Source organism: Spirulina subsalsa PCC 9445, from assembly GCF_000314005.1.
Classification (GTDB): Bacteria; Cyanobacteriota; Cyanobacteriia; order Cyanobacteriales; family Spirulinaceae; genus Spirulina_A; species Spirulina_A subsalsa.
The window spans coordinates 1,917,554-1,930,580 of record NZ_JH980292.1 but is presented as its reverse complement, the minus strand read 5'-3'; the positions used below and the strand labels follow the sequence as shown (position 1 = coordinate 1,930,580).

Below are 13,027 nucleotides of genomic sequence, written 5' to 3'. Positions count from 1 at the left end.
GGAATGGGGAGTCGGGAGTCGGGAATGGGGAGTCGGGAGTCGGGAATGGGGAGTCGGGAGTCGGGAGTCGGAAGTAATGTCATTGCGTTTGCTGCGCAACGCTTCGCGAACGCGGAGCGTCACGAAGTGAACGCGTAGCGTTCCGAAGGAAGGTACGAAGCAATCTAGTCAGGAGTCGGGAGATCGCCTCTCCCCCTCTCCCCCTCTCCCCCTCTCCCCCTGCTCCCCTGCTCCCCGTTCCCCACACTAAACTACCGTATGAATTTTCATAAAATTAGTTCCCCCAGCAGTGTTTTGTACAGGTAAACCCGCCAAAATCAAAATCTTATCCCCCGCTTGCGCTAAACCCCGCTCCTTCAACCCCGATTGAGTCTGTTCAATTAACCCATCATAGGTTTCAATTCGGCGTTCCATTAATACCGGAATCACTCCCCAAATCAAGTTTAAACGGTGGTAAGTGCGAATATTAGCCGTGAAAGCCACCACAATCGCTTTCGGCCGTTCTGCCGCCGCCAAACAAGCCGTATAGCCACTTGTAGTAAAAGCCACAATACAACGCAACTCTAAAATTTTATCGATTGTATTCAGGGCTTCACTTAAGGCATGAGTTTCATCATTACTGTAGGGGGGATAGTTAACAAATTGCACCTCCGGCTCCACCTGTGTGGCAATTTGTACCATAGTTTCCACCGCCTTAACCGGGTATTTCCCCACCGCAGATTCCCCTGACAACATAATGGCATCAGTCCCATCAATAATCGCATTAGCGACATCAGAGGCCTCCGCCCGAGTGGGACGGGGTTCAACAATCATACTCTCTAACATCTGAGTGGCCGTAATGACCGGAATTCCCCGTTGATTACACATCCGAATAATCCGTTTTTGTAACATAGGGACTTTTTCAGGACTTAATTCCACCCCCAAATCCCCCCGGGCGACCATTAAACCGTTACATTCACTCAAAATTTCGTCTAAATGTGCGATCGCCTGGGGTTTTTCAATCTTCGCAATCACACAAATATCACCCGCCCCCTTATGAGAGAGAAAGGCCTTCAGCGAGCGAATATCCTCCGCCCGACGCACAAAACTTAAAGACACCCAATCAATGCCCTGACTAATACCAAACTCCAAATCCTTCTTATCCTTCTCCGTCATCGAAGGCAGCCGCAAGTCCAAACTCGGGAAATTAACCCCCTTCCGACTTTGTAAACGCCCCCCCTCCACCACACGACAGATCACCCCTTGCCCCTCAATCTCCTCAACGCACAATTCCAACAATCCATCCGCCAGCAAAACCTCCGTTCCGGGTTGTGCCTCCTCCGCCAAATAGGGATAATCCAAAGGAATCTTATCCCCTTGGTGATCATAATCCGCCGCAGGAACCAGCGTGACCCTTGTTCCCTCCACTAACTCCAGACTCCCCATCGGCAACTGCCCCACCCGGATTTTTGGCCCCTGCAAATCCTGTAAAATCGTCACAGGGGTATCTAATTCCTCCGACACCGCCCGCAATACCCTTAAGGTCGTGGCATGATCCTGATAACTGCCGTGGGAAAAATTGAAACGAGCCACCCTCATCCCCGCCGCCACTAACTCCCGAATCACTTCTGGAGAATTACTAGCCGGGCCCAGAGTAGCAACAACTTTGGTGCGATTAGGTAGAGAAGACATAACTGGGATTTAGGATAACTAGGCAAATCTTAGCGCAAGGGTTGATCTTTGGGCGAAAATCTCAGAAACATTGCCACAGGATCTCATTGACTCCGACTTTGTTTTAAATTTATTTAAGCTTTATTTAAAATCTTTTTAAGACAATTTATGTTAGCAAGATGACCTATATTTTCTTTTAACATCTTTTTCGATCTTTCTGGTTTATATTACTTGTGGAGGGCTTCGATCAAGGGCAATCCAACTATCTCTAAAAATTAGAGATCCGACCGAAATAGGAATTCTGCTGACTAGAAAAAGTCAGACGGAAAGAACCTAGATTTTGGGCGCATAGAGCAAAAACAGGAGAAAACCATAAAGATTCAGCGTAATTTAAGCATGATTGAATGGTTGATCCTTCAAAAACTTTGATCGCAAGATTTGGCTTGAAGCTTTGATTTATAGGAGTGTTCACTATGTCCAAACAAGTAAAAATCGCCATTAATGGCTTTGGTCGCATTGGTCGTTTAGTCCTGCGTGCTGCCATGAACAACCGCCATATTCATGTAGTCGGGATTAACGACCTTTTCGAGGCTCCCCACTTGGCTTATATGTTCAAGTATGATTCCACTCACGGAGTTTATCATGGAGCCGTGGAGAGTTCAGAGGGGGGAATTTCCGTCAACGGTCATTTTATCCCCTGTACCGCCATGCGTGACCCCGCCGAATTACCTTGGGGCGATCGCGAAGTAGACTATGTAGTAGAATCCACCGGACTCTTCACCAACTACGACGGCGCCGCCAAACACATCGCCGCCGGAGCCAAACGAGTTGTCATCTCCGCCCCCACCAAAGACCCCGAGAAAGTAAAAACCATCGTCATGGGCGTTAACGATGCCGACTTTGACCCAGCCAGTCATCTTGTCCTCTCCAACGCCAGTTGTACCACCAACTGCCTCGCCCCCATTGCCAAAGTCATTCAAGATAACTTCGGCCTCGCCGAAGGCCTCATGACCACCGTCCACGCCATGACCGCCACCCAGCCCACCGTAGACGGTCCCAGTCGCAAAGATTGGCGCGGAGGACGCGGCGCCCCCCAAAACATCATCCCCGCCTCCACCGGAGCCGCCAAAGCCGTCACCCTCGTCTTACCCGAATTAAAAGGCAAACTCACCGGGATGGCCTTCCGAGTTCCCACCCCAGATGTCTCCGTCGTTGACCTCACCTTCAAAACGGAAAAAGCCACCTCCTATCAAGAAATCTGCGCCGCCATGAAAGCCGCCGCCGAAGGCCCCATGCAAGGCTTCCTCGCCTACACCGAAGACGAAGTAGTTTCTATGGACTTCAAAGGAGATCCCCATTCCAGCATCTTTGACGCAGGAGCCGGGATTGAACTGAACGATCATTTCTTTAAAGTCGTCTCCTGGTATGACAACGAGTGGGGCTACTCCTGCCGGGTTTTAGATTTAATCTCCCTCATGGGTCACAAAGAAGGACTCCTTTAACAAAAATGTTGCGGAATTCCCCTTCCTCGCTTGCAGGGAGGGGATGGACTTGACCACTAACTCCCAAAACGAAAACCAAGCTAAAAAGGGCTGTGTTGCAAGAGAAGATTTGGGTCTTAGGAACTAGGACTTCTGCCTGGGGAGGGAAGATAAGACTCGCTATATTTCGGTAGAGAAAGCACTTCCCATTGAATCAGGAAGCTCCATCCTCGCGCCTCGGCAGGGTGGGGTAGTTCACTCAATCAGGGAACGGGGAACAGGCACTCTTGCAAGAGGGAATAAGTAATAGGTAATAGGGAATCGGGAGTCGGGAAAACGCAATAGTCAAGAGTTTTAGCGATTCACTATTCCCCTGCTCCCCTGCCCCCCTGCTCCCCGACTCCTGACTCCCGACTCCCCCTCCCCCCCGTTTCCAAATTCTGATAGAATTGTGTAGAAACATTAAGATGAGCCTTTAATATTAAATGGAAGTTCTGGTGGTGGGTGCTACTGGCACCTTGGGGAGACAGGTTGCTCGTCGCGCTCTTGATGAAGGTCATCAGGTTCGCTGCCTCGTAAGAAATCTGAGAAAAGCAACCTTTTTGAAAGAGTGGGGGGCCGAATTGGTTCAAGGGGACTTATGTAAACCCGAAACCCTCCCGGATGCCCTCTCCGGGATTCAAGTCATCATTGATGCGGCAACTGCAAGGGCGACCGACTCCCTCCGCATCCAACGAGTCGATTGGGAGGGAAAAGTCGCCCTCATCCAAGCCGCTAAGGCCGCAGGCATTGAACGCTATATCTTCTTCTCCATTTTGAACGCGGAAAAATTCCCCAAAGTTCCGCTTATGAACATTAAGCACTGCACCGAACAGTTCTTAGCGGAATCTGGCTTAAACTACACCATCTTAAGACCTTGTGGCTTTATGCAGGGCTTAATCGGTCAGTACGCCGTTCCAATTTTAGATAATCAAGTCGTCTGGGTCACAGGGGCGGGCGCACCCATTGCCTATATGGACACCCTAGATGTAGCCAAATTTGCCGTCCGCGCCCTAACCTTACCCGAAACCGAAAAACGCAGCTTCCCCGTTGTCGGCACAAGGGCCTGGGGCGCCTACGAAATCATTAATCTCTGTGAACGATTATCTGGACAAACCGCCAGAACAGCCCGTTTAGAATTACCTGTTTTACGCGGTATCCGTCGCGTGCTACGCTTCTTTCAATGGGGGTGGAATGTCTCAGACCGTTTAGCCTTTGCGGAGGTTTTGGCCAGCAATCAACCCCTAGATGCTTCAATGGAGGAAGTCTATCAAGTGTTTGGGTTTAACCCAGGCGAGACAACCACCTTGGAAAGCTACCTACAAGAGTATTTCAGCCGGATTATGAAAAAGCTGAAAGAAATTGGCTATGAAAAGGAAAAACAGAAGCAAAAGAAAAAACGGCAGAAGTCGCCGTTTAAATCTAAGACTAAATCTTAGTCGCTTTTCTCATCACTGGATTTTACTGGATGGGGTATCGTGCCAAAAATCGGCATTATTTATAACGACATAAAACCGATGGCTTGCCGCGTTGCTGAGGAGTTAAGCGACGAGCTACTTGCAAAAGGTTGTGAAGTGGTGACGACTTCCAGTTTTGGCGGCATTCTAGGCTACGCCAAGACCGACAAACGCCAAGACTACACACCCATTGACCAATTAATTCCTGAAGGCTTTAATCAAGATATTGACTTCGGGATTGTCTTGGGCGGAGATGGGACTGTGTTAGCCGCCTGTCGTCAGGTCGCCTTGTGTGGCATTCCTCTATTAACGGTGAATACAGGACACATGGGCTTTTTAACGGAAACCTATGTGTCCCAACTGAGTCAGGCCGTAGACCAGTTAATGGCTGGAGACTACCACGTTGAAGACCGCACCATGTTACGGGTGCAGGTTTGGCGAGAGGAACGCTTAATCTGGGAGGCTCTCTGTTTAAATGAGATGGTTCTCCACCGGGAACCCTTAACCAGTATGTGCCATTTTGAAATTCAAATTGGTCATCATGCCCCAGTGGATATTGCTGCCGATGGGGTGATTATTTCCACCCCAACGGGGTCAACCGCTTATTCTCTCAGTGCCGGGGGACCCGTGGTGACTCCGGGGGTTCCGGTGTTACAGTTAATCCCCATTTGTCCCCACTCCCTCGCTTCTCGCGCTTTGGTCTTCTCCAATCAAGAACGAGTGCAGATTTTCCCCGCTAATCCTACCTCTATGGTCATGGTAGTTGATGGTAATGGAGGCTGTGCGGTACTGCCTCAAGACTCCGTACAAGTTCACAAGGCTGAGTATGGGGCGCGGTTTATCCGTCTCCAACGACCGGAGTTTTTCCGCATTTTACGGGAAAAATTAGGCTGGGGTCTGCCTCATATTGCTAAACCTACGTCGGTCGAGTTGCCATAAGCATTCCCTTCAATTCTCCTGCTAGCCGCCGGACGGGGGGCTGTCTCCTATGAATTTTATTTAGGGTCTGCTTAATATCCCTCCAAGCACTGTTAATAAGGTCTTCGATTGGGAGCCAGAAAGTGCAAGGTTTTAGCGATAAAGAATCAAAAAGGCTTGCTTTTTTCCGACTCTCTCTCCCCCTTCCCGTTCCCCACCCGGAGCAAAGTTATTCAGCAAGCCCTACTTAGGAAAGCGATATGAAACTAACTCAGATTCTCAACTCTCTCCGCCTACGTTGGTTTCTCCTAACCAAAGCCCTGGACTATAGCAGCGATTTTGTCAATATTATTTACAAAATTTATCTAAACCACAACAAAATTATTCACTTTCGCAACGGATACCCCGTCTATTCTCTCTCCACCCCAGCCGTTTTTAGCCCTCCTGCCGCTAACTTTATTGCCCGGGCTTTGTACCGCACCATTCAAAATAAAAACTTGCCCAACTTAATGAGTTTTGCCGTCAATGATGTTTGTAACGTCACTTGCCAGCATTGTAGCTTTTTTAATGCCGTCGAAGAACCTCACCGGGAAACCCTCACCTTACCCCAAATCCAAAAACTTATTCAAGACGCGCAAAATCTAGGGGTTTCTATCATTAACTTTGTGGGGGGAGAACCTTTAATGCACCCCGATTTAGCCCAAATTATCGCCAGCGTTGATAAAAGTTTATCCACCACCGTTTTATTTACCAATGGTTGGGATTTAGCCCAGCAAGCTAAACTCTTAAAACAAGCTGGATTAGACAGTGTTTATGTTAGCATTGACCGGGCAACGGCTCAAGAACATGATAGTTTTCGCGGCAAAGCTGGACTTTTTGACCGCGCTATTCAGGGCATCGCCAAAGCCAAAAAACTAGGCTTTTCTGTGGGAATTTCCACCACTATAACCCCTGAATCTTATCAACAAGGGGAATTTCATAAAATGGTTAACCTTGCCAAAGAATTGGGCGTGCATGAACTGTTAGTTTTTGATGCCATGCCCTCGGGAAGATATCAAGATAGGCAAGACCTAGTAAATGCAGATGATTGGGTCGAAGAAATGATTCAGTCTGCCCAACGTTATAATCAAAATCCCCAGTATCCGGGAGTGGTTTTCTTTGCCTATTTCACCAGTTATCGCAGTGTAGGGTGTTCCTGTGGCACCAGTTACTTTTATGTGTCGCCCTATGGGGATGTGATGTCTTGTGATTTCAACCATGGAAAATTTGGTAATATTCTAGAAACTCCCCTCTGGAAACTTTGGGAACGCCTTACCACATTGCCTGAGTTTTGTCAAGCAAAATGGGGGGGCTGTAAAATTAAAGATGCAGAATACCGGGAAAAAGCGGTCGTTTCTGCCGGAGCATCTGAACAGTTATCAGTCAACAGTGATCAGTAAACAATTATTGCGATTATAGTGTTTTCGCGACTCATGAGGTAGACCTTTGTTAGACGCTCTGTTCCCTCAAACTAGAGACTCTGTACCTCGCCAGTAGGGAAATTGCTATATTAGGAAATAATGCCTAATCAAAATCGCTTCATTCGAGTTCTCATGACCTATGCTCATCACTGATTACTGTTGAACGATTTAGCCAAACTTGCTCTAAATTTTTAACCTTTTTGGACTGTTAGAATATATGGTCTTAATCCTCCCCTCTCTTCCCCTTGCCGCCGCTTGTTCTTTTACGAAAACGGCGACGTTACCGATTATTATTTTTGAGATAATTGTAATCCTAGGTTTTATTGCCAGCGTTTGGTTTATCTCGAAAATTGAGAAGCAGTGGTGGCAGCAGTTTCTTACGATGGCGGTTGGAGTTTTGTTGTTTGAGTTGTTTACTGCTCCGATGTGGAATAATCATCATATGGGGGAATGGGCGTATATTTACGATGATGTGAGTTGGATTTTATTGCTCTGTTGGACTGGTTTAATTTTAACGATTATTACGGTTGTTGATCGTCTGTTTAGTGGGTGGAAAACCCCCAAACGTTTTTTAGTCTATTTGGGTTTTTTAATTGTTGCAGTGACGATTTTGGAGATAATTGTCGTTAATCTTGGCATACGTTCCTATGCTCCAGAAGTTTTGAGGGATATGGTTAATCTCTTTGTTTTTGGTGTGCCGATTGTTGAGGTTTTTTATTACACACCTGTCTTTACAGGGTTAGTGATTGCTTTTCATAAATACTGGATGTTGGTGTTAGGCGATGAACCTTTTGTGCCGATTAAGTACCGTAATTGGTTACGCAGTCTTGGACTAGCTTTGTTGGCCGTGTTTTTATTAGAGATGTTGGTGCAGCCAATTGTGGACAATTTAGGGTTTCCTCGTTGGTCTTATTTAGTATTTGATATTACTGTTGTTTTGATTGTCGCTTGGGTGGCTATTATTGGTGTAACGGCTTTGGTTGTAGAGAAATATTTCCTGCACTATCCGACTTGGGGGCGTTTTTTCTTGGCGTTAGGTGTTGCGGGAACGTTTATTCTATTATTAGAAACTGCGTTAATTAACCAAGGCTATCGAGTGTATGGAGATAGTGCTATGTCGAGTTTTGTTGGCTTTACTGTGCCGCAATTGAACATTCCCATTGAGGTAGTTTTTGCGGTGCCCTGTTATTTGGGTTTGATTATTTCTTTTATTCGTTACTGGGAAATTACCCTAGATAATCGTCTGTGAGGTTTGACCCTAGGTTAAATGGGATAGGGGACGTTTTGTTTGACATTGCAGTTTTGAATATTGCGGATAATTTTGCGTTATGACTAATGACAATCCAAAAACGGTTTCTCGGGTTTTTAAGGCTACTCCGTTAGGGGCGTTAATTGTATTCGTCCTGTTGTCTATTTCTGTGGGGGGAGTGAATAATGCTGTGGTTGTTATTTTCTTTTCGGTGATTTGTACCTTTGGAATTAGTCTAGCTTTGTGGCTGCCTGTCTGTTTTGCGGTGGGTTTAATCTGTTTAATGGTGGTGGAGTCGTTATCATCTCAATGGTCTAGGACTCGTGAGGAAGTGGCGGCGGGGCCGACTCCTCAACAGAAGGCTCTCGGGAATTATATCCGGCAGGCAAGACACAAGGGGTTAAGTGAGAGTCAGATTGACAGGCGCTTAGGGGCTAAAGGGTGGACGGAGGAGGAAATTGAGGGGGGGAGGGAGTTGGCTGTTGCAATGGGGACACAAGACTAGGGAAATGCTCAACGGGGGGGCTTTTTGGATTACACTAGGGAAGGACAGAGTATTGTGCAGTCCCTTCTGAGGGATGTTTCGCTCAAGCTCTTCTCTTAGAGTTTGGTTGAATGTTTTTTCCTTAAGCAGATTGCTCAAATTGTGTTTGTTCGGTCGTTTGTTTGTTTCGTCTCCTAGATTTCACCGGATCTGATAATGTTAAAGCGATGGTGGATTTATCAACAAGAACGGTTTCCCCTTTTTAGTAATGGGATACTGATTCTGGTTTTTAGCACGTCTGCGGTTAGTTATTCGGCTTTATTGCGGGAACAGTTTCCGACGTTTGAATCTCTGACGGTGGCTGCCGTTAGCACGTTTTTGTTTTTTCTGCTGTTGCGGATTACGGATGAGTTTAAAGATTTTGATGATGACCGGATTTATCGGCCTTATCGTCCGGTTCCTCGGGGGTTGGTGAGTTTAAAGGAATTGGGATTGTTGGGGGTTTTTAGTCTGTTTGCTCAGTTGGGACTGGCACTTTATATGAGTCGCAGTTTGGCGATTCTTTTAAGTGTGGTTTGGTTCTATTTTGTGTTAATGAGTCAGGATTTTTTCTTGTATAAACGCCTGAAAGCCCATCCGGTGGCGTATTTGTTGACCCATAATGTGATTGTCCCCCTGATTGCTTTGTATGCGACGGCTTGTGATTGGTTGTTGATGAATAGTGCAATTCCTCCGGCGGTGATTTGGTTTTTAATGACTACGGCGACGAATGGGTTAATTTTAGAAATTGGGCGAAAGATTCGCGGTCCGAATGATGAGGAGGTGGGGGTTGATAGTTATAGTGCGTTGTGGGGACGGGATAATGCGGTTTTGGTGTGGGTGACGGTGATTTGTTGTAGTGCTGTGGCGACGTTTTGGACGGCGAAACAAATTGATTTTGTGCGACCGATGAATTTAATTTTGTTGGTGTTAGGAGTTGGGGCGAGTGTGGTGGCCTATTCGTTTTTTAATCATCCGACGCGGAAAAGTGCAAAATGGATTAATCTGATGTCTGGATTGTGGGTTTTGTTTACCTATTTGGGGTTGGGGGTGATTCCCCTGTTATTGCGCTATGAAATACATTTGCCGTTTACAGGATAAGGCGATCGCATCCCAAATGGGGGGAAAAGGTTGTGCGATCGCGCAACTATACCAAAAAGGCTTCCTCGTCCCGACGGGCTTCATTCTCACCCCCCTCGCTTTCCTCGACAGTCTCACCCAAGTCCAGCGGGGTCAATTTCAGACCCTCGCCCAACTGCCCCTGACTCAAATCAAGTCCCTCCCTGACTTTCTGGGGGAGTTAAAGGTCGGGGATGGGGTCAAGTTAGAAATTTTACAAGCGTTAGCGGAATTATTTCCCTATGGGGGACGGTTTGCGGTGCGGTCTTCGGCTGTGGAGGAGGACGGGGAAAAACAATCTTTTGCCGGGCAACTAGAGAGTTTTCTGGGGGTTGCCCCCGAGGATTTATATAGCAAAATTGCCCAAGTTTGGCAATCGGCCTTTAGCGATCGCACCCTCAGTTACCGACAACAGCAAAGCCTCCCCCATCTTCCCACCCCCCCGGCCGTCATTATCCAGCAGATGCTTAATCCCACCGTGGCCGGGGTATCCTTTGCTGCCGACCCCATCACCGGACGACGGAATTGGGTGACTATTAACGCCGTCTACGGTCTAGGCAACGCCCTAGTTTCCGGGGAGTGGGACGGAGATCACTTTCTCCTCGACCCCCAAAACCAAATCATTCAGCGTCACCTCGCCGAAAAACGCCTCTGTTATCGCCTCAACAAACAGGGAGAAGTCGAACGCTGTCAACTGCCCGCCGACCTTCTACACAGTCCCACCCTCAACGATGAACAACTCCAGCGTTTAGCCACCCTGACCCGGCAAATTAGCCATCAGTTGGGCAGTCCCCAAGATATCGAATGGGCCCGGGTCAATCAACAGACCTACATCCTCCAAGCCCGCCCCATTACGGCTTTACCCCCACTCCCTCCCACAACCGGGGTTTACCGTCTCTGGGATAATAGCAACATTGCGGAAAGTTATAGTGGGGTGACAACTCCCCTTACCTTCTCCTTTGCCCGACAAGCCTATGAGGAAGTCTACCGCCAATTTTGCCGCTTAATGGGGGTTTCTCCCCGACGGATTGCGGAACATCAGACCACCTTTGAAAACATGATTGGGCTGCTAGAAGGGCGCATTTATTACAATCTCCTCAACTGGTATCGTGTCCTAGCCCTCCTGCCCGGATTTCGCCTCAATCGGGCTTTTATGGAACAAATGATGGGGGTCAAGGAATCCCTACCCGAGGAGATTGTGCAAAGTCTCAATCAAAGTTCTTGGGTCCAACGTCTCCAAGATAGCGGCCACCTGTTGCGGACGTTACTGGGCTTAATCCTCAACTACCTCCTCCTGCCCCTAAAAATCCGCCGTTTTAACCGTCGTCTCCAGCGCACTCTCAGCAACACCCCCGACTTTTCCACCCTGACCCCAGAAGACCTCGCCCAATATTACCGCACCCTCTCCCGTCAACTCCTGCCCCGTTGGGATGCCCCCATCCTCAATGATTTTTTTGCCATGATTTTCTATGGCCTGTTGCGCCAGTTAACGGAGAAATGGTGTGAGGATAGGGACGGCACCCTACAAAATGGCCTCCTGACCCAACGGGGGGGCATGATTAGCGCGGAACCCGCCCAGAGAATCCGCGCAATGGCGGCGTTGGCTGCCCCTCACCTCAAATTCATCGAAATGTTGAGTCAAGAGCCGTTAGAGCGCATCCTAGGGGCTATTGAGCAGTTTCCTGAGTTTAAGTCCAGCTATGAGGACTATTTGCACAAGTTTAGCGATCGCTGCCTAGACGAACTGAAACTAGAAAGCCCCACCCTATCTGAAAATCCCCTGCCCCTCTTGCGGACGATTGGGGCCTTGGCTCACCCCATCCATCGTCACACCTCCTCCGCCCTCACTCGTATCCCGGAGCCGGCGGCCTTGCGGGTGCGTCGAATTTTACGCCGCTATCCCCTGCGTCGTTTGCTGTTTAAATGGGTGTTAGTCAATGCTCGGCAACGGTTACGGCAACGGGAAAACCTGCGCTTTGAACGAACCCGGGTTTTTGGTCGAGCGCGGCAATTATTCTTAGAGTTGGGGCAACGGTTTTATACCCTTGACCTGTTACAACAGCCTCGGGATATTTTTTACTTAGAAGTGGGGGAAATTCTCGCCCTGTTGGAGGGGACTAGCACCTGTAATCGGGTGAAAGATTTAGTAGTGCTACGTCAGGCCGAGTTTGAGGATTATCGCCGTAGTTCTGGTTTAGGCGATCGCATTGCCACCTTCGGCCCCCCCAGTTTAAACCGGGCAGCCCCACCCCTCACCCCTGTTTCCAGCGTCACCACCGACAGCAAACAAGGATTAGGCTGTTCCCCCGGCATTGTGCGGGGTCCCGTGCGCATCATCACCAATCCCCAGCAAGCCTTGACCAGTCGCCCACCCCTCCAACCCGGTACAATCTTAGTCGCAGAACGCACAGATCCCGGTTGGATTTTACTCTTTCCCCTCGCTATTGGGTTATTAGTCGAGCGAGGGAGTTTATTATCCCACGCGGCCATCGTTTCTCGGGAGTTAGGTCTTCCGGCCGTGATTTCTCTGCCCGGGATTACCCAATGGTTACAGGATGGGGACTGGGTAGAGTTGGACGGTAGCACAGGACGAGTGCGCAAAGTTGATTAGGCTTGCGTTTACGGCTCACTATCCCCCAAGTTGGCTTTCATTTCGGCTTTTTCCTTTTCCAGTTGGGCTTTTTCCTTCTGTAAACTGTCTTCTATCTGCTCCCGGCGGGTTTCCACTTCTAACAGTTTAATGCTAATTTCCTGACTTTTGAGGGTGAGTTCTTGCCGCCACTGCTCAATTTGGGCTTCGGCTTCACTTAACCAACTCGCGGCCGCACTTTGATTTTTAGACACCTTCTGCACCAGTTCAATCACCCAGTCGGCCGCGTTTTCAATCTTCAAAATCTCGTGATTTTCGTTCAATTCCACTAGAACCAGTAAACCATCACTGAGGGGATTCGCGAAGACCTCATCCCCCACAGGAATTGATTGAGCTTCACCGAGAATCCAAACATCCTCGGCGGTTTGTTCCGCCAATAATTTAAGTTCTAGTGCGTCTGATGCCGACTTTTTTTGTACTTGTGCCAGGTGTAACATCGCCTTGGTTCGTTGTGGGTGATTGGTTAAGCAAACAGAGAGCG

Annotated in this window: 11 protein-coding genes; 9 read left to right on the top strand and 2 right to left on the bottom strand. The window is 48.4% G+C overall.

The annotated features are described in order from the left end of the window. Positions 1 to 3: 3 nt before the first annotated feature. Entirely contained in the window at positions 4 to 138 is a 135-nt protein-coding gene (locus tag SPI9445_RS31615; RefSeq protein ID WP_017304404.1) for a hypothetical protein, read from the top strand. A 108-nt stretch (positions 139 to 246) separates the two neighbouring features. On the opposite strand, the gene pyk is transcribed toward SPI9445_RS31615, so the two are convergent. Then, positions 247 to 1,671, bottom strand: coding sequence for a pyruvate kinase (gene pyk / locus SPI9445_RS0108970; protein WP_017304403.1), 1,425 nt, complete (start codon positions 1,669 to 1,671; stop codon positions 247 to 249). A gap of 452 nt (positions 1,672 to 2,123) precedes the next feature. On the opposite strand from pyk, the gene gap reads away from it, so the two are divergent. The 8 genes from gap (at position 2,124) to SPI9445_RS0108930 (ending at position 12,507) form a co-directional block, all read left to right on the top strand. Next, a complete protein-coding gene (gap, locus tag SPI9445_RS0108965) occupies positions 2,124 to 3,152 on the top strand; it encodes a type I glyceraldehyde-3-phosphate dehydrogenase (protein WP_017304402.1) in 1,029 nt (342 codons plus the stop codon). Positions 3,153 to 3,616: 464 nt separating this feature from the next. Continuing rightward, positions 3,617 to 4,609 (top strand): SDR family oxidoreductase, encoded by a 993-nt coding sequence (locus SPI9445_RS0108960; protein ID WP_017304401.1) that lies wholly within the window; start codon positions 3,617 to 3,619, stop codon positions 4,607 to 4,609. A gap of 39 nt (positions 4,610 to 4,648) precedes the next feature. Continuing rightward, entirely contained in the window at positions 4,649 to 5,566 is a 918-nt protein-coding gene (locus SPI9445_RS0108955; protein WP_026079639.1) for an NAD(+) kinase, read from the top strand. A 239-nt stretch (positions 5,567 to 5,805) separates the two neighbouring features. Next, a complete protein-coding gene (locus SPI9445_RS0108950) occupies positions 5,806 to 6,984 on the top strand; it encodes a radical SAM/SPASM domain-containing protein (protein WP_017304399.1) in 1,179 nt (392 codons plus the stop codon). A gap of 238 nt (positions 6,985 to 7,222) precedes the next feature. After that, positions 7,223 to 8,254, top strand: coding sequence for a hypothetical protein (locus tag SPI9445_RS0108945; RefSeq protein ID WP_017304398.1), 1,032 nt, complete (start codon positions 7,223 to 7,225; stop codon positions 8,252 to 8,254). A 79-nt stretch (positions 8,255 to 8,333) separates the two neighbouring features. Beyond that, positions 8,334 to 8,759, top strand: coding sequence for a hypothetical protein (locus SPI9445_RS0108940; RefSeq protein WP_017304397.1), 426 nt, complete (start codon positions 8,334 to 8,336; stop codon positions 8,757 to 8,759). Positions 8,760 to 8,954: 195 nt separating this feature from the next. Next, on the top strand, positions 8,955 to 9,878 hold the full coding sequence (locus SPI9445_RS0108935) for a UbiA family prenyltransferase (RefSeq protein ID WP_017304396.1): 924 nt from the start codon (positions 8,955 to 8,957) through the stop codon (positions 9,876 to 9,878). Further along, positions 9,850 to 12,507, top strand: coding sequence for a PEP/pyruvate-binding domain-containing protein (locus SPI9445_RS0108930; RefSeq protein ID WP_017304395.1), 2,658 nt, complete (start codon positions 9,850 to 9,852; stop codon positions 12,505 to 12,507). Before SPI9445_RS0108935 ends, SPI9445_RS0108930 begins: the two co-directional genes overlap by 29 nt. Before the next feature lie 8 nt (positions 12,508 to 12,515). On the opposite strand, the gene SPI9445_RS0108925 is transcribed toward SPI9445_RS0108930, so the two are convergent. Next, positions 12,516 to 12,983 (bottom strand): hypothetical protein, encoded by a 468-nt coding sequence (locus tag SPI9445_RS0108925; RefSeq protein ID WP_017304394.1) that lies wholly within the window; start codon positions 12,981 to 12,983, stop codon positions 12,516 to 12,518. Between the last annotated feature and the right edge of the window lie 44 nt (positions 12,984 to 13,027).